Source organism: Marihabitans asiaticum (assembly GCF_007828725.1).
Lineage (GTDB): Bacteria > Actinomycetota > Actinomycetes > Actinomycetales > Dermatophilaceae > Marihabitans > Marihabitans asiaticum.
Genome location: NZ_VIUW01000003.1, coordinates 225,157 through 247,044, shown reverse-complemented (window position 1 = coordinate 247,044; position 21,888 = coordinate 225,157). Strand labels below are relative to the sequence as shown.

Sequence of the window (21,888 nt, the reverse complement as noted above, 5' to 3'; positions counted from 1 at the left end):
CTGTCGGGGTGAGCCCCTCAGGGCGGGGGTATGGCACGACCGGCGACCCTACCTCGCGCCCGGGTTGCCCCGGTCACGTAGCAGCCCGGGGGTGTCCTCCGCGGGCTTCTCGTCCAGGCTGGTCTTGATCGGGTCACCCTCGATCGGCGACGGCGGCACCTTCTCCGCCTGCAGGGCGTGGGTCATGACGTCCTTGAAGACCGGGGCCGCGACCTGACCTCCGAAGTACCCCTTGATCGGTCGCTGCACGATGACGGCGACCACGAGCTCGGGGTCCTGCGCGGGGGCGAAGCCGATGAAGCTCGCGGTCTTGCCGGAGTAGCCACCCGCCTCCTCGTCGTATCGGTCCGCGGTACCGGTCTTGCCCGCGACCCGGTAGCCCTCGATCTGGGCCTTGGGTGCGGTGCCCTGCTCGGTCACGACGCCCTCGAGCATCCGGTTGACCGACCGGGCGGTGTCCTTGGAGACCACCTGGGTCCGCTTGCCGGCGGGAGCGGGGGTCCACCCCCCTTCGCCGTCCGACGTCGCCGCCACCAGGCTCGGGGTGACCCGCACGCCGTCGTTGGCGATGGTCTGGAAGACCCCGGCGACCTGCACCGCGGTCGTCGAGAGCCCCTGCCCGTAGGTCACCGTGTACCGCTGCACGCCGTCCCACTTGTCGGCCGCGGGCAGCAGCCCGGCCGACTCGCCGGGGAAGCCGAGCCCGGTCTTTGACCCGAGGCCGAACCCCCGGAAGTAGCTCTCCATGGTCCGCGGCTCCAGCGTCTCGCCGATGAGCATCATGCCGACGTTGCTGGACTCGGCCAGCGCGCCGCCGACGGTCCGGTACTCCACCGGGTGCGGGTGGGAGTCGCGCAGCGTCGCGTCGTAGCGCTGGAGGTGGTCGGGGATGATCATCGGGCTGTCGGGGGTGATCGTCCCCTCCTCGAGCCCCGCGGCCACCGTCATGATCTTGCTCGTCGAGCCGGGCTCGAAGACGTCGCTGAAGGCGAGGTTGGCGAAGACTCCGTCGGCGTCGCCGATGTTGTTGGGGTCGAAGGTGGGGTAGCTGGCCAGCGCGACCAGCTCGCCGGTGTCGACTCGCATCACGACGACGGTGCCGGACAGCGCATCGGTCTCCTCGACCTTCGCCGCCAGCGCGTTCTGCGCGTACCACTGGACGTCGTTGTCGATGGTCAGGCGGACGTCCTTGCCCGGCCGGGCCGAGCTGCCGGCGGAGTCCGCGCTCGGGAGGCGGCTGCCGTCCTGGGCGATCTCGTAGGTCGCCTCGCCCTGCTGACCCTTGAGGGTGTCGTCGAGCATGAGCTCGAGGCCCCCGCCGGCGCTCTGGTCGTGCGGCTGGACGAAGCCGACGAGGCTCGCGACCGTCGTGGACTGCGGGTAGGTGCGCTGGGTCGCGCGCTCGCTGTAGACGCCGGGGATCCCCAGGGCACTGATCTTGCGCCAGGTCAGCGGCGAGATGTTCGGGGCGAGGATGGTGTAGCGCCGGTCCCCGGTCAGCGCCGTCCGCACCTCGCCCTCCTCCTTGCCGATCAACCCGGCCAGCTCCTCCGCGGCGCCGGCGACGCCGACCTTGACCTGCTTCTCCCCCTCGGTACGCGTGTACTCGGGCACGGCGCTCTGGTCCACGACGACGCGGCGCCGCTCGGCCGAGGCGGCGAGCACGGTCCCGTGGGCGTCGTAGATCGTCCCTCGCTGGGCGGGGATCGCCTCGCTCAGGGTCCGCTGACGCAAGGCGTCGCGGGCGACCTCCGCCGAGTCGATGCCCTGGATCCGCACGAGCTGCGCGGCGAAGAGGCTGAGCACGATGAGCGCGGCCACCATGAGCAGGCGCATCCGCGGGCGTGGGTTGCCCGGTCGTGGCGGGGCCGGGGCCGCGGTCCGGGGTGGGGGCGCACTCGCGCGGGTCGGGCGCGGCCGGGTAGCCGTCGAGGAGGGACGCCGCTGGCTCACGTGCTCTCCTGTCCTGATCGCTCCGGGGATCCGTCGGGGTGCGTGCGGTGGTGGGTCGGTGGGTCAGTCCGCGTCCTGCGGACCCTTCTTCTCTGCGCCGTCGGCCTTGGTGCCCTTGTCCTTGGTGCCCTTGTCGTCCTTCTGCGCCCCCTTCGCCTCGCCCGCCGTGCTGCCCTCCTCATCGTCGGCCGGCGCGCCCGGGGCGGTGCTCCCCGACGCCGAGGCGGCCGCGTCCACGGTAAATCCGTCCGGCTTCTCCGCGGCCTTCGCCACGCCGAGCACCGCGCCCTGCTCCAGGTCGACGAAGGCCGCCGCGTCAGAGGGGACCATCCCGAGCGCGCCGGCCCGGGCGGCGAGCGCCTGCGGCGCGGACTGCGCGTTGACGTCCTGGACCAGCGCCTCCCGGGTCTCGGACAGCTCGGCCGAGCGCGCCTCGAGCCGCCCGGCCTCGAAGGAGTCCTTGGCCATCGCCGTGTTGAGCGCCAGCAGGGCGGCCAGCCCGGCGAGGAGCAGGCTCACGAGCAGCACCGGGAACCACGGGGAGCCCGTGGCGTCGGCGGCGGTGAGCACGCGCAGGTCGCGGCCGGACCGGCGGCTGCCCTGGGTGCTGGGACGACGGGCGACAGTGGTCGCGGTGGAGAGCTGGCTCATCGCGGGGTCCTTCCGGTGCCAGGCGGCGTGGTGCGGGGTGGGCGGATGCGTTCGGCGGCTCGAAGGCGTGCAGAGGCGGAGCGGGAGTTGGCGGCGAGCTCGTCGGCGTCGGCCCGGCCCGCCCCTCGGGTGAGCAGCCGCAGCTCGGGGGCGTGCTCCTCGAGCTCGACCGGGAGGTCGGCGGGTGCGCTCGACGTGGCGCCAGCGGTCAGTCCTCGCTTGGTGATCCGGTCCTCGAGGGAGTGGAAGGACAGGACGGCGATCCGTCCGCCGACGGCGAGGCGGTCCAGCGCTCGTGGCATCGCCCGGGACCAGACGGAGAGCTCGGCGTTGACCTCGATCCGCAGCGCCTGGAAGGTCCGCTTCGCCGGGTGCCCGCCGCTTCGCTGGGCGGCCGCGGGGATCGCGGCGCGGAGCAGCTCGACCAGTCGGGCGGAGCGGGCGAAGGGGGTGACCTCCCGCTCGCGGACCACGGCTCGGGCGATCCGCCGGGCGAACCGCTCCTCGCCGTACTCCTGCAGGACCCGGGCGATCTCGCGCTCGTCGTAGTCGTTGAGCACGTCGGCGGCGGTCAGCTCCGCGCCGGGGTCCATCCGCATGTCCAGCGGTGCGTCCTGGGCGTAGGCGAAGCCACGGTCGGGCTCGTCCAGCTGGACGCTGCTCACGCCGAGGTCGAAGAACATCGAGCTGGCCGTGTCCAGCCCGAGGTCGTCGAGGACCTCGGGCAGCTCGTCGTTCGTCGCGTGGGCGTAGCTGACCCGGTCGGCGAAGGGGGCGAGCCGCCCCTTGGCCAGGTCGAGCGCCAGCGGGTCGCGGTCGATCGCGACGACCCGGACGCCGGGGTGTCGCTGCAGCACCGCCTCGGCGTGTCCCCCCATGCCGAGGGTGCCGTCGACATGGACGGCCCCGTCGGTGAGGACGGGGCCGAGGAGGTCCAGGACGGGACCGAGCATGACCGGCACGTGCCGCTCCGCGGGGGTACGCATCGGGGCTGCCTCCTTCGGGGGCATCGGCTCGGGTGTGTCGGTCATGGGTGTCTGCGGTGCTCCCGGGGCTGCTGGGTCCTGGTCCCCATCCGGACCGGTCCGGCGCGGGGGAAGACGCGTCGGCGTCGGCTCGGCTGGAGGCCAGGGCCCAGCAGCGGTCACATGAGTCCCGGGATCACCTCTTCGGACTGGTCGGAGAAGGCCTGCTCGGTGGCCTCGAGGTAGGACGCCCAGGCCTCGGCGTCCCAGACCTCGACGCGGTTCCCGGCGCCGATCACGGTGCAGTCGCGGCTCAGGCCGGCGTACTCGCGCAGCGCGGTGGGGATCGTCACCCGCCCCTGCTTGTCGGGGATCTCGTCGGAGGCGCCGGAGAGGAAGACACGCATGTAGTCCCGCGCCGCCTTGCTCGACGTCGGAGCCTTCTGCATCGCGGTGGCGATCTCGGTGAAGGCGTCGAGGGGGAAGACGTACAGGCAGCGCTCCTGCCCGCGGGTGACGACCAGTCCGTTCGCCAGGCGATCACGGAACTTGGCCGGGAGGAAGAGGCGCCCCTTGTCGTCCAGCCGAGGCGTGTGGGTACCGAGAAACACCGGAGCACCTCCCAACCGACTCGACCCAGGCGACGCCAGTGCGTCCCGATGTCCTCCACTTTACTCCACTATTGCTCCCTACACCACCATCCGATGACCGCAAGAACGCAGTTTCTCGTCGGTGAAGCCCTGATTTCTCGCGGTGGTGCAAAGTGGAGCGACTTTCTGCGCACGACGCGGCTTGCGGCGCCCTTTCGACCCCTTCACCCCCTTCGCAACCTCGCATCCGCGACGACGCCACCGGGCGGCCCGGGGCCGTAGGGTCGGGGGGAGCAATGTGGGGCACGCAGGAGTGCACCCCGAGAGGAGTCCGGTGACCACCCAGCTGCAGCCCAGTGCCCCCAGCCAGGGCGATCTCGACGAGGTGGCCCAGGTCGCCGGCGCCCTGGTCGAGGCGATGCGCTCGGTCATCGAGGGCAAGGACGAGGTGATCGATGCGGCGGTCACCGTCCTCCTCGCCGAGGGGCACCTGCTCATCGAGGACGTGCCCGGCGTCGGCAAGACGATGCTCGCCAAGACGCTCGCGAGGGCCCTGGACACCTCGATGCGGCGGATCCAGTTCACCCCAGACCTGCTCCCCAGCGACATCACCGGGGTTAGCGTCTTCAACCAGGACGATCGGCAGTTCGAGTTCCGCCCCGGCGCGGTCTTCGCCAACGTCGTCGTCGGTGACGAGATCAACCGTGCCTCCCCCAAGGCACAGTCCGCCCTGCTGGAGTGCATGGAGGAGCACCGGGTCACGGTCGACGGCACGACCTATGCGCTACCCCACCCCTTCATCATCATGGCGACCCAGAACCCGGTCGAGATGGAGGGCACCTACCCGCTGCCGGAGGCCCAGCGCGACCGCTTCATGGCCCGGGTCTCCGTCGGCTACCCCGACGCCCGAGCCGAGATGGCGATGCTCGATCACCACGGGTCCGCCTCCCCGCTGGAGGAGGTCCGTCCCGTGACGGACGCCGAGGGGGTCGCCGCACTGATCCGCACCGTCCGCCGGGTGCACGCCTCCCCCGCCGCCCGGCAGTACGTCGTCGACCTCGCCGCGGCGACCCGCACGAGCAGCGCGGTGCGGCTCGGCGCGTCGCCCCGTGCCACGCTGCACCTGCTGCGCGCCGCGAGGGCACGGGCAGCGCTGCGCGGGCGTGACCACGTGCTGCCCGACGACGTCCAGGCCCTGGCGCAGGCCGTGCTCAGCCACCGCATCCTGCTGAGCAGCGAGGCGCACGTCGCGAGGCAGACGCCGGAGCGGGTCATCGCCGACCTCGTCCAGCGGACGCGGGTCCCCGGCGGCCGGTGAGCGGCGCGGCATGGGCTCGAGCCTGACCCTGCGCGGGCGCCTCGTCCTGGCACTCGGGGCCGCGCTGGTCCTCGCCGGCGTCCTGCTCGGCGTACCGGACCTGACCCGCGTCGGGGTCCTCCTGCTCGGGCTCGCCCTCATCGCCCGGCTGCTCGTCGCCCGCCCGCTCTCCCTCGCGCTCGAGCGCCAGGTCTCCCCCGCGACCGTGGCCCCGGGCGAGGGGGCGAGCGTGACCCTCGACCTCCACAACGTCGGCCGGAGCACGACCGCGATGCTGCAGGCAGAGGAGGAGGTCGGCCACGCCCTCGGGGACCGGCCGAGGATGCTCGTCCCGCGGATCGCGGCCGCCGAGCACCGGCGGGTCACCTATCCCATCCGCTCCGAGCTCCGGGGGCGCCACCAGCTCGGTCCGCTGACCGTCCGGGCCAGCGATGCGTTCGGTCTGGCGGTCCGCTCCGGCCGGCTGTCCGGGAGCAGCGCCGTGACCGTGCTGCCTCGCACCGTCCGGCTCACGAGCATGCCGCGCTCCCGACCCGGAGCCGGAGGCGAGACCCCCGCGACGGCGCAGCTCAGCCTCCACGGCGAGAGCGACGTCGGGGTGCGCGAGTACCGGCAGGGAGACGACCTGCGCCGGATCCACTGGCCCTCCACGGCGCGGACCGGAGCGATGATGGTCCGACAGGACGATCAGCCGAGCCGCACGCGCGCGCTGGTCCTCCTCGACAACCGCGCCGCGGTGCACACCGGCAGCGCAGCGGGTGACTCCTTCGAGTGGGCGGTGTCGGCCGCCGCCTCGATCGCGGTGCACCTGCTGGCCGAGGAGGTCGAGACCTACCTCGCGACCTCGGACCCCGCGCACCTGGCGCTGGCGCCACTGCCCTCGATCGAGGAGACGCTCGAGGCGCTGGCGGTGGTACAGCAGTGCTCGGCAGCCACCGCGGACTCCCTCACCGAGTCCGCCGCAGAGCTGGGCTCCTACGGCGGCGCGAGCACCATCGCCGTGGTCGGCCCGCTGAGCGAGGTCGAGGGCCGGGCGCTCACCGCCGCGGGCCGGGGCCTCGCGCTCGTCATCGACCCTACGGTGCTCGGCACGGGCGACGGGCGGTCGAGCCCGACGACGCACCTGCTGATCGGCGGAGGGTGGCGGGCCCTGGACGTGCATCTCGGCGATCGGGTCGAGGACCTGTGGGCCGAGCTGGTGGGCGACCCCGTGCCCGCCGTTGGGGGGACCCGATGACCCGGTCGGTCCCCACCGCAGCGCTGGCCGGCCTGGCCGTGCTCGCCGCGGCCCTCCCCCTTCGCACCCTCTTCGACGGGCCAGGGTGGTTCCACCACGTCGTCCTCGCGGTCGCGGTGGTCGTGGTCACCGGCGTGCTGATGCGTCTGCTCACCCGGTCGGCGCTGGTCCTGCTGCTGGGGCAGATGCTCGCGCTGGGTCTCACCCTGGCGCTCGACTTCGCCCGCGCCACCCTGGTGCTCCTGCTCCCCACCCCCGAGACCGCGAGAGCGGCGGTGGCGCTCATGGAGCAGTCTCGCGAGACCATCACCGGCTCCGCCGCACCGGCCCCGATGAACGACGGCGTCGCGTTCTCCCTGGCCCTGGTCATCGGCATGGTGGCCATCACCGCCGACCTCGCCGCGGCGACCGGCGATGCCCCGGTCGCCGCCGGCATCCCGATCGGCGCCGTCTTCGCGGTGTCGGCCGCGAACTCCACCGACCCGCTGCACTGGGCCTTCTTCGTCCTGCCCGCGGCGCTGTGGATGACGATGGTCGTCGCGCACTCGCGTGCCGGGGTGATGCGCTGGGTGACGATGCTCGCCGGCAGGTCCGGAGAGGACCACGAGGAGCGGGTGCGCCGCGACCACACCCGGCAGGGCGTCGGGCTGGCAGCCATGGCCCTCGCGCTCGCCCTCTTCGTGCCCGGTGTCATCCCGCACCTGTCCCCCTATGCCTTCGGCGAAGGGCTTCGCAGCGGCCGCGAGGGCCCAGCTCCCGGTCGCGGCGAGATCTCGCTGTCCAGCGAGATCGATCTGCGGCGTTCCCTGGAGGACCCGGACCCGGCACCGGTCATCCGGTACGAGACCGACGACCCGACTCCTCCCCCCCTTCGCGTCGGGGTGGCCGAGGACTTCGCCAACGGCCGCGCGAGCATCCCGCAGGAGGCGACGTCCTCCGTACCGCCCGGCGATCTCGCCGCGCTCGGGGTGGAGACGTCGCAGGAGGAGAGCTGGACGACCCGGTTCGTGGAGAACCTCGTGCTCGCGCCGCAGCTGCCCTCCCCCTTCGCCACCGTGGCTGTGCGGGGCGACGTCGAGAGCTGGACCCTGGACCAGAACGGCGTGGCCCGCGCGCAGAGCGCCGGCCGCACCTACGAGGTGGACTACGTCGAGCCGCTCGACGACACCGAGGCCGTGCTCGGGCTCATCGGCGACGGTGGGCCGTCACCGACGACCGGCGAGGTGGACCCGCAGATCGCCGACGAGCTCCGAGCGGTCCTCGACACGATCGTCGACCCCGGGTCCAGCGACCTCGAGGCGGCGCAGGCGATCCAGAGCTATCTGCGCGGGGACGAGTTCTCCTACGATCTCGACCTGCAGCCGGGTCTGCCCGGGGAGCACCCGGTCAGCCGCTTCCTGCGAACCAAGCAGGGCTACTGCCAGCAGTTCGCCGCGACCATGGTCCACCTCGCGCAGGCCCACGGAATCCCCGCCCGCTTCGTCGTCGGCTTCCTCCCCGGGACCTCGGACGTCGACGGCGGTCGCGTCGTGCGAGCCGCGGACGCGCACGCCTGGCCCGAGCTGTACTTCCCGGGCGTGGGATGGCTGCGGTTCGAGCCGACCCCGGGCGGGCGAGCGGCGAACGTGCCGGGCTACTCGATCCAGCGGGCCGAGGTCGAGTCGAGCTCGACCTCGACGACGAGCTCCACCAGCTCGCCGAGCACCGAGGAGAGCGACCCTGACGCCGCAGCGCAGACGTCGGACGAGCGCACCGGGGTGGCGTGGGCGCGACCCCTCCTCGTCGTGCTCGGTATCGCCGTCCTCCTCGGGGTGCTGCCGCTGACCGCGCTCGTCCTGCGCGAGCGGTCGCGGCGGCGAGAGGTGGACCCCGCCGAGAGGGTCGAGCGGGAGTGGGCCCGTCTCCTCACCGAGCTCGCGGACCTGGGGGTCGAGGCACCGGTGGGCGCGACACCACGCCAGTCCGGCCGACACCTGATGGGCCACCCTGGGGTGAGCAGCGCGAACGCCGAGCGGATGGGCGCCATCGTCGGCGCCGTGGAGCGCGCCCGCTACGCCCCGCCCGGGGCGCCCGTCGCCGACATCGGCCACGACGTCGACCGGGTCGTCCAGCGGGTCCGCCGCGGTCGGTCCCGCTCCCGTCGGGTGCAGGCTGCCCTCGCGCCGACATCGGCACGCGCCTGGTGGCGCGAGCTGCCGGGTCGCGGAACCTCCGCGCTGGCCCGTGGAGCCGCGACGGCCCGGAGTGCGGCGGGTGGGCGGCGCCGGACTCGGTCCAGGTAGGCGATCAGTCCAGGTAGTCGCGCAGCACCTGAGAGCGGCTCGGGTGCCGCAGCTTGCTCATCGTCTTGGACTCGATCTGGCGGATCCGCTCGCGCGTGACGCCGTAGACCTTGCCGATCTCGTCCAGGGTCTTCGGCTGGCCGTCGGACAGGCCGAACCGCATCGACACCACGCCGGCCTCACGCTCGGAGAGGGTGTCGAGCACGCTGTGCAGCTGCTCCTGGAGCAGGGTGAAACTCACCGCGTCCGACGGGACGACCGCCTCGGAGTCCTCGATGAGGTCGCCGAACTCGGAGTCGCCGTCCTCGCCGAGCGGGGTGTGCAGCGAGATCGGCTCGCGGCCGTACTTCTGGACCTCGACCACCTTCTCCGGGGTCATGTCCAGCTCCTTGGCCAGCTCCTCCGGAGTGGGCTCGCGCCCGAGGTCCTGGAGCATCTGCCGCTGCACCCGAGCCAGCTTGTTGATGACCTCGACCATGTGCACCGGGATGCGGATGGTGCGGGCCTGGTCGGCCATCGCCCGAGTGATCGCCTGACGGATCCACCACGTCGCGTACGTCGAGAACTTGTAGCCCTTGGTGTAGTCGAACTTCTCGACCGCGCGGATCAGGCCGAGGTTGCCCTCCTGGATCAGGTCGAGGAAGAGCATGCCGCGGCCGGTGTACCGCTTGGCCAGGGAGACGACCAGGCGCAGGTTGGCCTCGAGCAGGTGGTTCTTGGCGTTCTTGCCGTCCTGGGCGATCCACCACAGCTCGCGGCCCAGCTTGTCGGTCACCTTCTCGCCGGAGGCGAGCTTCTCCTCGGCGAAGAGACCCGCCTCGATCCGCTTGGCGAGCTCGACCTCCTGCTCGGCGTTGAGCAGGGCGACCTTGCCGATCTGCTTGAGGTAGTCCTTGACCGGGTCGGCCGTGGCCCCCGCGGTGACGACCTGCTGCGCCGGGGCGTCGTCGTCGTCTCGGTTGGAGAGGACGAAGCCGACGTTCTCGTCGCTGTTGTCGTTCTCGCTCTTGACCGCCTTGGTCGGCTCGGGGCTGGCCGGCTCCTGCTCCTCGGACTCCACGTCGTCGCTGTCGTCCGCCGGCTCGTCCTCGCTCGGCTCCGATGGCTCGTCGGCGTCGTCCGCAGCCGGGGCTGCGCTCGCAGCCGTCTTCGCGGTGCCGGCGCCCTTCGTCGCGGCGGTCTTCTTGGCCGGGGCCTTCTTCGCCGGGCTGGCGGCGCGGGCGGCGGACTTGGTGGGGCTCGCCTTCTTCGTCGCGGCCTTCTTCGCCGGCGCCGCCTTCGTGGCCGCGGTCTTCGCCGGTGCTGCCTTCTTCGCGGGAGCCTTGGTCGCTGCGGCCTTCTGCTCCGGCGCGCTCTTCTTCGCCGTGGTCTTCTTCGCGGGAGCCTTCTTCGCGGGGGTCTTCTTCGCCGTGGTCTTCTTCGCGGCGGTCTTCTTCGTGGTGGTCTCGGCCGTCTTCGACGCAGAGGCAGCCGTCGACTTCCGACCCGTCGTGGCAGACCCGCCGGTCGTCTTCTTCGGTGCGTCCTGGGGCACGTGAACCTCGATTCCCTGTTCTGTCAACGTCGCCAGCACCACGCGTGCGCGGCGCGGGGTGAGCCCCGCGTCGCGGATCGCGATTGCCACGTCCTCGTCTGTGACCTGCCCGGTGGCCCGCCCCTTGCGGAACATCGTCTGGATCGCGTCGTGGCCGAACTCACGTGGCAACGGCTCAGACGCTGCAGTGCGAGGCGACACGCGTGATGCAACCTTCCGTGGCGGGGCTGTGGTACTTGGCCCGGCCTCGGGCTTACCACCATTATAAATCCGCGCACCCCGGAGCCCGAAAGCGGCCGAGCCCGCTCCCCCGGTGGAGCCCGGAGTTACGCTTCTGCCTTGACCGCGAGGACGGCGCAGGGCGCATCGAGAAGCACCCGCTGGGCGTTGGATCCGAGGATGAGCTTGCCGACCGGGGTCCGGCGACGCAGGCCGATGACGATGAGCGCCGCATCGGTCTCCTCCGCGACCGCGATGAGGTCCTCGGCGGGCTCCTTGCCCCGGACCAGCCCCCGGACGGTGACCTCGACACCGGAGTCGGCCAGGTCAGCCTGGACCTCCTGCAGGACCTTCTCCTGCTGCGCGGCGTGGTCGCCGGTCAGGGCCGAGCCGCCACGGTCCGAGTGGATCACCACGAGCGGGAGCTCCCGCAGCTTGGCCTCTGCCACCGCGCGGTCGAGGGCGGCGTGCCCCTCCTTGGTGGCGACGTATCCGACGACGATCGTCATGGTGTGCTCCTCCTCAGGCGCCAGGTGATGACTTGACGCTACACCGCACCGGGTGCCCCTTGGCGCAGATCACGCCCGGCCCCGGGTACGAGAGCCTTGGCGAGGATCGCGCCGACCTGGTCGCTCTCGGTGAGGAATCCGTCGTGCCCGCACCGGCTCGTCACGGTGAGCAGCCGGGTGCTCGGCCGCGCGGCCTGGATCTCCTCGCTCAACCGAGGCGGGTAGAGCCGGTCGCTGTCCACCGCGACCACGGTCAGCTCGCCACCGAATCTCGCCAACGCGCTCCGAAGACCGCCCCGTCCGCGTCCGATGTCGTGGGAGTTCATCGCCTCGGTGAGCACGACGTAGGAGTTCGCGTCGAACCGGCCGGCGAGCTTGGCCCCGTGGTGGGCCAGGTAGCTCTCGATCGCGAACTGCCCGTCGCCCTGATCAGTCAGTGGCGACTGCGGCCTGCGTCCGAAGCGGTCATGCAGCTCGAGCTCGCTGCGGTAGGTGACGTGCGCGATCTGCCGGGCGATGGTCAGCCCGGCGTCCGGACCGACGGGCTGGCGGTAGTAGTCGCCCCCGGCGAAGTGGCCGTCGGTGCGGATGGCCATCAGCGCAGGTGCGGACCACCCGATCTGCTCGGCGGTGGCGTAGGCCGTGCTCGCGAGGACGACCGCACGGGCGACCCGCTCGGGGTGGCCGACAGCCCACTCCAGCGCCCTCATGCCGCCCATCGAGCCGCCGACGACGGCTGCCCACCGGTCGATGCCGAGCCGGTCGGCCAGGGCGACCTCGGCCGCCACCTGGTCGCGCACGGTGATCTGAGGGAATCGGCCACCCCACGCCTCACCGTCCGGAGCCGGGCTGCTCGGTCCGGTGGAGCCCTGGCATCCCCCGAGGACGTTCGGGGCGACGACGAACCAGCGATCGGTGTCGATCGGCGCGCCCGGGCCGACGATGCCCTCCCACCAGCCGGCAGAGGGGTGTCCCGGCGATGCCTCGCCGACGACGTGACTGTCACCGGTCAGGGCGTGCTCGATCAGGACCGCGTTGGACCCGTCTGGAGCGAGCCGGCCCCACGTCTCGTAGGCGATCTGCAGCTCCGGTAGCCGGTCGCCGCCCTCGAGGTCGAGCGCGCCGAGCTGGCAGAAGAGACGATCACCGGGGTCGTCACCCGGGAGCCACGCTGACGTGGGTCGAGGGTCCACTGACGTCACACTCATGGGGATGCTCCCGGGGTCTCGCCTTGCCGCACCACTGCGATGCGGCCCGGTCATCACCCGGGGCACCCCATCGCGAGGAGGGTTGCCGTCCAGCCAGCCGGGGCTTGTCGCTGGAGCTCATGACCTGCCGTGAACTATATCGGCCCCCACGACCGGGGCCAACGGCACCGACGACGAGTTCCACGATGTGACCACGCGCGCCGTCACGGCGAAGCGCCCGCCGGTCGTCGGCCGCCGACCCACCTCCTGCGCCGTCAGGCCGCCGGAAGGCGCACACCGTGGTCGACGAGGCCCTGGAGCAGCACGGCGAGCCGGTACTCCGGGTCGTGCCGACGGGCCTCGTCCAACGCGCACGCGGCGAGCGCGCCCGACCCCGACCACCAGGCGAGGTGGGCGATGACGGTGAGCAGCGGAGCAGAGCGCTCAGCCGGGATCTCGCCGAGGACCGCGACGAGCACCGAGAGCGCCGACGGGAGGTCGAGCACCTCCCCGTCGTCGGCCGAGGCCGGCCCCTCGGCGCGTCCGGTGATCCAGGCACAGGCGCAGGCCGCGGCACCCGCGGCCTCGAGCGGCAGCTCGGCGAGCAGCGCTGCCGTGCCGCTCGTCGGGCACAGCACGGCGATCAGGGCGTCGCGCCACATGGTGTCCTCGAGGGAGCGGATCACCTCGACGAGGTCGTCGACGGTGATGTCCGCCCCCAGGCCGTGAAGCCCTGTACCGACGCCGCGGGACGACAGGCCTCGCGGTGACAGCACTCGCCGCCACACCTCAGCCCACCGCGCGGGCGTGGCCGGGCCGGTCTGCGCGGGCGGCTCCGCGAGGAGCGAGGCCACCTCGTCGACCCGCGGCCCACGCCCAGGGATTACGTGGTCGGCGATGTCGGAGCGGTCCGGGAGCGCGGCCATGCCCTCGAGGATCAGCTCGGCGACGGCGGGCACCCTCTCGGGGTCCGGCAGGGGGTATCCGACCCGGTTCGCCTTCCCTCCCCCGTCCGGGTACCACCGGCCGTCCCGCACCACCCCTGAGGTCACCGCGCGAACCGACCGCGAGGCGCTCCGGACGACCGCGCGGACCGTCCGGCGGGACTCCTGCGGCGAGGTCTCGTAGGCGATGGCGATGATGTGGCTGGCGCCGTCGCGGCAGGCCCGGGCGACCAGCTGCCTGGCCATGCGCTCGAGGTCGACCTCACCCGCCTCGTCGCGCTCGGGCAGGTCGATCCGCTGGAGCAGCCCGAGCTGGTTGCCACGGACCGCTACGAGGACGAGGGAGCGCCGTGGGTGGAACCCGAGCAGGTAGGGGACGACGACCGCCAGGTCGGCGGGACTGGTGACAGAAGTGGGTGCCATGCAGGCCACGCTCGTCTCGCGTGGCGCCCGCTCGCCCACCTCACAGCGGGGCTGTGGAGATCGAGGAGGTCCGCCGCCAACCTGTGGATGACGCGGCCCGGCGGACGATCAGTCGGGCACGACCTCGCCGGGGATGGGCTGCCCGACCCCGCCGCGCACTCCCTGCTCCCAGGCGATGAACTGCTCGGTCTCCTGGACCAGGGCCACCGCCAGCCAGGACAGGACGACCGCGTCGTCGACGAGACCGACGACGAGCAGCAGACCCTCGGGCACGACGTCGACCGGCGAGATGACGTAGCCGAGCCCGAGGAGCAGGGTGAGCAGTCGGGTGTTGCTCATCCCGGTGTACTCGCCGGCCCGTACCGCGCGGATCATCCGTGGGAGCGCGGCGAGGCGCTGGCCCAGGCTCGGCGACCCGGGCGCCGACGCACCGCGCACCGCGCGGGCGAGGTGGGCTGCGGACCGGGCCTGGTTGCGTCGTCGGGCCATTGCGTCGGCTCCTTGTCGGCGGATCGGCGGCAAACGTCTCTGTCTGGTCCAACGTCGTCGACTGCGCGCCGATTCCCACCGGCCCGGCCGGCTCAGGCGCCTGGGGCGCCCCCCTGCGGCGGGAACTCGGTGCGCACGTGGTCACCGAGCTGCTTCATCAGCCAGCCATCGAGGCCGGCCCCGACGGCGCCGCCGACGAGCGGGATGGACCGGCCGAATCGGGAAAAGGTCTTCTTGCCCGCCGTCGAGAGGATCCGGAAGCCGACGGCCTTGTTGACCACCATGAGGGCCGGCCCGGGCAGCTTCTGCGCGGCCAGGCTCGTGAGTCGCCCGGTCGGGGCGACCATCCCGGCCTTGGCGAGGAGGTCCTGGTTGTCGGCACCGACGAGCGAGAGGAGGACCGCGGAGCGGATGTGCGGGTCGGTGATGTCGTAGCCACGCAGCCGGGCCACACCTGCCGCCATCCTGGTGGCGAGGAGGTAGAAACCAAGGACGTTGGCGGGCAGCGCCACCGGCAGGGTGATGAAGCCGCCGAGGTTGGTCACGAAGCCGCTGGCGGCGACGAGCTTGAGGTGATCGCCGACGACCTCGTCGACCGCCTTCTCGACGTCGCCTCCGTGCTTGGCTCGCGCCGCGTCGGCGACCTTGGTCGCCGAGTCGAAGGGACCCTTGCCGTCGATCCCGGTGTCGAGGAGGTTCTCGACGAGCTTGGAGACGCTGGAGCTGAGGGCCCCCTGGTCCTGCGGCTCGCGCGCCTGCTCGAGGGCGGTGCGGGTCTGCTGCACCTGCTTCTTCTGCTCCTTGCCGAAGCCGAGCGTGTCGGAGATGAAGCCCACAGGTGTCCCTTCGTCGGGGTCGTTGCGGCGAGGAGGACCTCGCCCGTCGGAGGCATCCTGCCACGATGACTGCGACGTCGACCGCGAGCGAAGGGGGCGCAGCTGCGCCCTAAGGTGGCCCGGTGACGACATCGTCGGCGCCCCGGTGGCGCGGCCTCGCCCTGCTGCCGGACGCCGGTGGGGTCGCCGTCGTCGAGACCGACGGCGCGACGTCGATGGCGACCGGCCGCTCCGAGGTCGAGGCACTCATCACCCGGTTGACACCGACGACGCGCTGGGTGACGTGGTCTGCCGACGAGCTGCGCCCGCTGATCCTCGCGCGCCTTCCCCTGCCGCGCACATGGTCGGTCGCCGAGGCGCACCGGCTGCTGCACGGCGGCCTGCGCGCCGACCCGCACCGGTGCTGGGCCGCCGCGCGCGGGTTGGACCTCGGCACCCTCCCGTCACCTCCTCGCACCGACCTCTTCGCCCTGCTCGACGAAGGCGAGGACGGCGGCGAGACCGAGCCGTCGAGGACGGCCTCGCCCGGTGGGCCGGTGTGGCCGGTACGCCGCGACGGGTACCTGCGCGCCGAGGTCGACCACTCCACCCTGACCACGCTCGAGGAGGCCGGTGCCTGGGCCGTGGCGGCGGTCCAGGTCGCCCACGCGCAGCGGGAGGCGCTGCAGCAGCGAGGTCCGCGGGCGATCGCGACCTGTCACAGCGAGTCGGCGGCTGCGGTGCTCGCCGTGGAGCTCGAGCGCGACGGCCTGCCGATCGACCGCCCCGTCCTCGAGGAGCTCATCACCCGCTCTGCCGGGGCCCGCCCGATCACCGAGCGGGACGAGCTCGCACGCCGAGCGGACCGCGACCGCTCCGTCCTCGAGGCGGTACCCGGCATCGGGCGGGTCGACCTGCGCAACCCGGCCTCGGTGCGCCAGCTCCTCGCGACCGCCGGCGTCGATGTGCCGAGCACCCGCAAGTGGGTCCTGGAGCAGCACGCCGACCGCCACCGCGTGATCCCCGCCCTGCTCGACTGGCGCCGCCGGGAGCGGATCGCGACCACCTACGGGTGGCGCTGGCTGGACGCGCACGTGGGGCCCGACGACCGGTTGCGGGGTGCCTGGTCGGCGTGCGACGGGGCGGCCGGCCGGATGACCGCCCAGGCGGGGCTGCACAGCCTGCCCAGCGAGCTGCGTCCGGGCGTGGCCGCGGCTCCCGGGCACCTGATCGTGCGCGCCGACCTGGGCCAGGTCGAGCCCCGCGTCCTTGCGGCCGTGAGCGGCGACGAGGCCTTCGCGGCCGCGACGCTCGCCGAGGACCTCTACCTCCCGGTGGCGCAGCGACTCGGGTCGGACCGCAGCGTCGCCAAGGTCGCGGTGCTCGCCGCGATGTACGGCCAGCGCAGCGGGGCGGCCGGCGAGGCGCTGCGGGGCCTGGAGCGCGAGTACCCGGTCGCCATGCGTCTGCTGGACCACGCCCAACGCCGAGGCGAAGGGGGCATGCCGGTCTGGACCGTCGGCGGCCGCCTGGTGCGGACCAACCTGCCGGAGCAGAGCGAGCGGCTTGGTGCCGACCAGCGTCAGTCCCTCGCCCGGGCCCGGGGTCGCTTCGCCCGCAACGCGGTGATCCAGGGCTCGGCCGCCGAGCTGTTCAAGGCGTGGGCGGTGACGGTGCGCGAGAGCGTCCGCGACCTCGACGCCCAGGTCGTGCTCTGCCTGCACGACGAGCTGCTCGTGCACGTGCGGCAGGAGCAGGCGCAGCGGTGCGCCGACGTCGTGCACGAGGCGCTCGCCGCGAGCTCACGGCGGTGGGTGGGCCACGACAGGGTGCGCTTCGTCGCCGACGTCAGCGTGGTGCGCCGCTGGTCCGAGGCCAAGGACTAGGCGGCGCGGATCCCCCTTCGTCAGCTGCCGCTGGCGTCCTCGTCGTCGACGGTGCGCAGGAAGTCCTCGAACTCGGCGCCGATCTCGTCGGCCGTCGGGATGTCGTCGCTCTCCGAGGCGAGCAGGCTGGGGCGCTCGAGCCCGCGCAGGTGCACGTCGTACTGCTGCTCGAGGGCCTGCACGGCCTCGCCGACCTCGGCGTTCTCGGCGACCTCCTTCTCGATCGCCCGCCGGTTCTCCCCCGCCGCCTGAACGAGGGCGTCGTTGGGCAGGTTGAGGCCGGTCGCGTCGACGATCGCGTTGAGCGCGGCGATCGCGCCGTCGTGGAAGGCGGCGCCGGCGAGGTAGTGCGGGACGTGGATCGAGAAGCCGACGGCGTCGAAGCCAGCCTCACCGAGGCGCAGCTCGAGCAGGCTGGTCAGCCCCGCCGGGACCTGGACGGTCCCGAAGACCGGCTTGCGGTCACCGATGAGGCGCTCGTCGGTGGCATGAGCGGTCATCCCGATCGGACGGGTGTGCGGCACCGCCATGGGGATGCCGTGCGCCTGGACGACGAGGGTGAGCCCGAGCCGGCGCATGAGGTCGGTGACCGCCATGATGACGGCCTCCCACCGGTAGTCCGGCTCCGGGCCGGTGAGCAGGTAGTAGGGCTCGCCCTCGCGGTCGGTGAGCAGGTAGAGCAGCAGCGCCGGGTCCTCGTAGGAGGTGTAGCGGGTGGCCTCGAAGACCAGCGCCGGACGGCGACCGCGGTAGTCGATGAGCGAGTCGAGGTCGAAGGAGGCGACGACGCGGGCGTCCTCGCCGGACAGGAGGTGCTCGACGAGGATCTTCTGCGCGCCGCCGGCGTCGATGAAGCCGTCGAAGGCGACGATCATCGGTCCGGGTGTCAGCGCGGCGGGCTCCACGTCGACCTCGAAGCGGTAGAGGTCCATGGGGTCGGTCACGGTGGTGCCTCCTCGTCGGGGTGGACGGTCATTGTCGCAACGGGCAGCGAGGGTCGCGCATTCCCCCTGGCCACCCGCGTGGCGGCGCCCACCGACCTCAGCCGTGCGGGTCGACGGCCCGACGCACCTCGGCCATGGCCCGGCGCACCCGCTTGGCCGAGACCGGTCCGACTGCGCCGACCGACTGGGCGAAGAGGGAGACCCGCAGCTCCTCGATCTGCCAAGCGATCGCGCGCACGTCCTCACGGTCGCGCTGCAGCGGGTCGAGCGACTCGAGCAGGTCGGCGTACTCGGTCTCGACCTCGTCGATCACCCGTTGGTGCTCGGCGTCCCGTGCCGGGGCGTCCCCCAGTCGCTCCAGGCGCACCTCGATGCCGCGGAGGTAACGGGTGAGGTCGGAGAGCCGGCCCAGGCCGGCGGCGGTGACGAAGCCCGGGCCGACGAGGCCGTCGAGCTGGGCGCGCATGTCGGCGACCGCCGGGGCGAGCGAGGCGGCGGTGATGCGGTCCAGCGAGGCGTGGATCGCCTTGCGCCGCACCAGGATCGGCTGGATCTCACGGACCGCCAGCAGGGTTCGCGCGCCGAGGTGGGTGCGCACCGCCCGCAGCGCCTCGTCGAAGGCTTCCCGGTCGCGGATCTCTTCGGGAGCGTGCTCGGCGGTGATGTCGTCGACGGCGGCGCCGAGGCAGTCCTCTAGCAGCGCGGGGACTGACCCGTGCGGGTTGTCACCGAGCGCCAGCTTGTCGGCGTTGCTCAGCGAGGCGAGGACCCGCTTCCACGGCGGGGAGGTGCCGAGCAGGAGGAGCCGGCGCACGCCGAGGCGTCCGGCTGCCTCCGCCTCGCGCCAGTCGGGCAGGACCCGGATCGCGACGCTGCTGCCCTCGTCGACGAGGGCGGGGTAGCCGACGACCTGCGCCCGCCCGCTGCCGGAGGTGACGGTGGCGGGCAGCTCGCCGAGGTCCCAGTCGGTCAGCCCGGCCCGCTCCAGCGATGCCCCCGCCTTGCTCACCCGGGCCTGGACGTGCCCGGCGACCTCGTCGCGCAGCGCGGCCAGGTCGGTGCCCTCGGCGAGCCGGCGACCCCGCTCCCCCTCGACCCGGAAGGTCATCCGCAGGTGCGTCGGCACGGCGGTCGGGTCCCATTGGCCGGGCGGCACCTCGATGCCGGTGAGGGTCTTCAGCGCCCGCCCGAGGGCGACGGCGAAGGGGGTGGTGCCCGGCTCGTCGGTGAGAGCGACGAGGGCGCGCCGGGCGTGGTCGGGGGCGGGCGCGAAGGAGCGACGGGTCGCCTTGGGCAGGCTCCGGATCAGGGCGGTGGCCAGCTCCTCGCGCAGGCCGGGCACCTGCCAGTCGAAGCCGGAGTCCTCGATCTGGTTGAGCAGGTGGACGGGCAGGTGCACGGTCACCCCGTCGGCGTCGGTGCCCGGCTCGAACTGGTAGGTGAGGCGAAGGGAGTGCTCGCCCGCCTGCCACCGGGTCGGGTAGTCGCCCTGGTCGACGGTGTCGGCGTCGGGCTTGACGAGGTGCTCCGGCGCCAGCGTGAGCAGCTCGGGGCTCTCCCGGCGGGCCTGCTTCCACCACCGGTCGAAGTGCCGCCCGGAGACCACCTCCTGCGGGACCCGGGCGTCGTAGAAGGCGAGCAGGTCCTCCTCGTCCGCGGCGATGCCGCGGCGGCGGGTGCGGGCCTCGAGCTCCTCGATCCGGGCGAGCTCGCGGGCGTTGCGGCGCAGCACCTCGTGCTGGTGGTCCCAGTCGCCGGCGACGATGCCCTCGCGCAGGAAGAGCTCGCGGGCCAGGACCGGGTCGATGCGTGAGAGCTGGACGGTGCGGCCGGCGACGAGCGGGACGCCGTAGAGGGTGACCCGCTCGGTGGCGATCGCGCTGGCTTGCTTCTTGGACCACCTCGGCTCGGAGTAGCTGCGCTTGACCAGGTGCGCGCCGAGCCGCTCGGCCCAGGCGGGGTCGATCGCGGCGTTGGTGCGCGCCCACAGCCGGGTGGTCTCGACGAGCTCGCCGGCCATGACGACCTGCGGCTGGCGGCGGAAGAGGGTCGAGCCCGGCTGGATGGAGAAGCGGGCACCGCGAGCGCCGAGATAGTCGCGCTTGTCCTCGTCGCGGACCCCGACGTGGCTGAGCAGGCCGGCAAGCAGCGCCTGGTGCACGACGGAGAAGTCCGGGTCCTCCCCCTTCGACGCGGTCCGGGAGCGGGTGTCCATCCGGGCGCTCTGGGCGGCGCGGCGCAGCTGGGAGTGCAGGTCCTGCCACTCCCGGATACGCAGGTAGTGCAGGTACTCGCGCTTGCACATCCGGCGGAACGCGCTGGAGGAGAGCGCCTTCTGCTGGGAGCGCAGGTAGGTCCAGAGCTTCCAGTAGCCGGCGAAGTCGGAGTGCTCGTCGCGGAAGCGGGCGTGCTGCTGGTCGGCCTGGGCCTGCTGCTCCAGCGGACGCTCGCGCGGGTCCTGGATCGACATCGCGGAGACGACGACGAGCACCTCGGTGAGGCATCCGAGTCGGTCGGCCTCGATGAGCATCCGACCCAGCCGCGGGTCGACCGGCAGCCGGGCCAGGGTTCGTCCGGTGCGGGTGAGCCGGCGCGGCTCCCCCTTCGCCCCGCGGGCGGGCTCGTGGACCGCCTGGAGCTCCTCGAGCAGGCGCATGCCGTCGGCGACCTGGCGGGAGTCCGGCGGCTCGACGAAGGGGAACCGGGCGACGTCGCCGAGGCCGAGCGAGGTCATCGAGAGGATGACCGAGGCCAGCGAGGTGCGCAGGATCTCGGGGTCGGTGAACTCGGGGCGGGCCTGGTAGTCCTCCTCGGAGTAGAGGCGGATGCAGATGCCGTCGGAGACGCGGCCGCAGCGGCCGGCGCGCTGGTCGGCGCTGGCCTGGCTGATCGGCTCGATCGGCAATCGCTGGACCTTGGTGCGCTGGCTGTAGCGGGAGATCCGCGCGACGCCGGTGTCGATGACGTAGCGGATGCCCGGCACGGTCAGCGAGGTCTCGGCGACGTTGGTGGCCAGGACGATCCGCCGGCCGCTGTGCCGGGCGAAGACCCGGTGCTGCTCGGCGGCGGAGAGCCGGGCGAAGAGCGGGAGCACCTCGGTGCCGGGGAGGTTCATCGCGGTCAGGGCGTCGGCGGCGTCGCGGATCTCCCGCTCCCCGGAGAGGAAGACCAGCACGTCGCGCTCGGCCGAGCCGGCGTGGTCGGGCTCGGTCCACAGCTCCTCGACGGCCCGGCAGATGCCCGTCGTCTGGTCGATCGCCTCGCGGTCCTCAGGGTCCTCGTCGCCGGACCCTCCCCCGTCGTCGACGAGGGGCCGGTAGCGGACCTCGACCGGATAGGTGCGCCCGGACACCTCGAGCACCGGCGCCGGGGTGCCGTCGGCATCGGCGAAGTGGGCGGCGAAGCGGTCCGGGTCGATCGTCGCCGAGGTGATGATCACCTTCAGGTCGGGACGGCGGGGCAGGAGCGCCTTGAGGTACCCGAGGATGAAGTCGATGTTCAGGCTGCGCTCGTGGGCCTCGTCGATGATGAGGGTGTCGTAGCGGCGCAGGTCGCGGTCGCGCTGCATCTCGCTGAGCAGGATCCCGTCGGTCATCACCTTGACCGCGGTGTCGTCGCTGCTGTGGTCGGCGAAGCGCACCTGGTAGCCGACGAGACCGCCGAGGTCGACCTGCAGCTCCTGGGCGATCCGCTCGGCGACGCTGCGCGCGGCGATCCGCCGCGGCTGGGTGTGCCCGATCTGCCCGCCCTGACCGCGACCGATCTCGAGGGCGATCTTGGGCAGCTGGGTGGTCTTGCCCGACCCCGTCTCGCCGGCGATGACGACGACCTGGTGGTCGCGGACCGCGGCGGCGATCTCGTCCTTGACCGCGACGACCGGCAGCTGGGGCGGGTAGTGCAGCTCCCCCTCCAGCACGGGTGCGCGAAGGGGGCCAGGCATGC

The 21,888-nt window shown here is 72.8% G+C and carries 16 protein-coding genes and 1 riboswitch; of the genes, 4 read left to right on the top strand and 12 right to left on the bottom strand.

Annotated features, from left to right (window positions below; translation table 11 throughout):
- Window positions 1-48: 48 nt before the first annotated feature.
- The 4 genes from FB557_RS09295 to mraZ all read right to left on the bottom strand — a co-directional run bounded on the left by FB557_RS09295 (window position 49) and on the right by mraZ (window position 4,180).
- Window positions 49-1,836, bottom strand: a complete 1,788-nt coding sequence (locus FB557_RS09295) for a peptidoglycan D,D-transpeptidase FtsI family protein (protein ID WP_144857336.1) — start codon at window positions 1,834-1,836, stop codon at window positions 49-51.
- Window positions 1,837-2,016: 180 nt separating this feature from the next.
- Window positions 2,017-2,604 carry a cell division protein FtsL gene (gene ftsL / locus FB557_RS09290; RefSeq protein ID WP_144857335.1) on the bottom strand — a complete coding sequence of 196 codons (588 nt, stop codon included), beginning with the start codon at window positions 2,602-2,604 and terminating at the stop codon, window positions 2,017-2,019.
- Window positions 2,601-3,590, bottom strand: coding sequence for a 16S rRNA (cytosine(1402)-N(4))-methyltransferase RsmH (gene rsmH / locus FB557_RS09285; RefSeq protein ID WP_246074640.1), 990 nt, complete (start codon window positions 3,588-3,590; stop codon window positions 2,601-2,603). The genes ftsL and rsmH overlap by 4 nt, the downstream gene beginning before the upstream one ends.
- A 158-nt stretch (window positions 3,591-3,748) precedes the next feature.
- Window positions 3,749-4,180: a division/cell wall cluster transcriptional repressor MraZ gene (mraZ, locus tag FB557_RS09280; RefSeq protein ID WP_144857333.1), complete on the bottom strand. Its 432-nt coding sequence runs from the start codon at window positions 4,178-4,180 to the stop codon at window positions 3,749-3,751.
- Between the two features lie 313 nt (window positions 4,181-4,493).
- Between mraZ and FB557_RS09275 the strand changes: the two genes are divergently transcribed.
- Genes FB557_RS09275 through FB557_RS09265 form a run of 3 tightly spaced genes read left to right on the top strand, consistent with a single transcriptional unit; the run spans window position 4,494 to window position 8,996 of the window.
- Window positions 4,494-5,477, top strand: a complete 984-nt coding sequence (locus tag FB557_RS09275) for an AAA family ATPase (RefSeq protein ID WP_246074638.1) — start codon at window positions 4,494-4,496, stop codon at window positions 5,475-5,477.
- A gap of 10 nt (window positions 5,478-5,487) precedes the next feature.
- Complete coding sequence (locus FB557_RS09270; RefSeq protein ID WP_144857332.1) at window positions 5,488-6,714, top strand: DUF58 domain-containing protein; 1,227 nt, start codon at window positions 5,488-5,490, stop codon at window positions 6,712-6,714.
- Window positions 6,711-8,996 (top strand): transglutaminase TgpA family protein, encoded by a 2,286-nt coding sequence (locus FB557_RS09265; protein WP_144857331.1) that lies wholly within the window; start codon window positions 6,711-6,713, stop codon window positions 8,994-8,996. The genes FB557_RS09270 and FB557_RS09265 overlap by 4 nt, the downstream gene beginning before the upstream one ends.
- A 4-nt stretch (window positions 8,997-9,000) precedes the next feature.
- Here FB557_RS09265 and FB557_RS09260 read toward each other — a convergent pair whose 3' ends face one another.
- The 6 genes from FB557_RS09260 to FB557_RS09235 all read right to left on the bottom strand — a co-directional run bounded on the left by FB557_RS09260 (window position 9,001) and on the right by FB557_RS09235 (window position 15,137).
- Window positions 9,001-10,665 (bottom strand): RNA polymerase sigma factor, encoded by a 1,665-nt coding sequence (locus tag FB557_RS09260; protein ID WP_144857656.1) that lies wholly within the window; start codon window positions 10,663-10,665, stop codon window positions 9,001-9,003.
- Window positions 10,666-10,856: 191 nt separating this feature from the next.
- Window positions 10,857-11,258: a universal stress protein gene (locus tag FB557_RS09255; RefSeq protein ID WP_144857330.1), complete on the bottom strand. Its 402-nt coding sequence runs from the start codon at window positions 11,256-11,258 to the stop codon at window positions 10,857-10,859.
- A 38-nt stretch (window positions 11,259-11,296) separates the two neighbouring features.
- Complete coding sequence (metX, locus tag FB557_RS09250) at window positions 11,297-12,466, bottom strand: homoserine O-acetyltransferase MetX (RefSeq protein WP_144857329.1); 1,170 nt, start codon at window positions 12,464-12,466, stop codon at window positions 11,297-11,299.
- Window positions 12,467-12,480: 14 nt separating this feature from the next.
- Window positions 12,481-12,591: riboswitch (SAM riboswitch) on the bottom strand.
- Between the two features lie 129 nt (window positions 12,592-12,720).
- Window positions 12,721-13,812 carry a DUF4192 domain-containing protein gene (locus FB557_RS09245; RefSeq protein ID WP_144857328.1) on the bottom strand — a complete coding sequence of 364 codons (1,092 nt, stop codon included), beginning with the start codon at window positions 13,810-13,812 and terminating at the stop codon, window positions 12,721-12,723.
- 108 nt (window positions 13,813-13,920) lie between these two features.
- On the bottom strand, window positions 13,921-14,301 hold the full coding sequence (locus FB557_RS09240; protein WP_144857327.1) for a YkvA family protein: 381 nt from the start codon (window positions 14,299-14,301) through the stop codon (window positions 13,921-13,923).
- A 92-nt stretch (window positions 14,302-14,393) separates the two neighbouring features.
- Entirely contained in the window at window positions 14,394-15,137 is a 744-nt protein-coding gene (locus FB557_RS09235) for an EcsC family protein (RefSeq protein ID WP_246074636.1), read from the bottom strand.
- Between the two features lie 122 nt (window positions 15,138-15,259).
- Between FB557_RS09235 and FB557_RS09230 the strand changes: the two genes are divergently transcribed.
- Window positions 15,260-17,002 (top strand): DNA polymerase, encoded by a 1,743-nt coding sequence (locus FB557_RS09230; protein WP_246074634.1) that lies wholly within the window; start codon window positions 15,260-15,262, stop codon window positions 17,000-17,002.
- A gap of 20 nt (window positions 17,003-17,022) precedes the next feature.
- Here the strand turns inward: FB557_RS09230 and FB557_RS09225 are convergent, their stop codons facing one another.
- Window positions 17,023-17,946: a proteasome assembly chaperone family protein gene (locus FB557_RS09225; protein WP_144857325.1), complete on the bottom strand. Its 924-nt coding sequence runs from the start codon at window positions 17,944-17,946 to the stop codon at window positions 17,023-17,025.
- Window positions 17,947-18,043: 97 nt separating this feature from the next.
- Window positions 18,044-21,886: an ATP-dependent RNA helicase HrpA gene (gene hrpA, locus FB557_RS09220; RefSeq protein WP_144857324.1), complete on the bottom strand. Its 3,843-nt coding sequence runs from the start codon at window positions 21,884-21,886 to the stop codon at window positions 18,044-18,046.
- Between the last annotated feature and the right edge of the window lie 2 nt (window positions 21,887-21,888).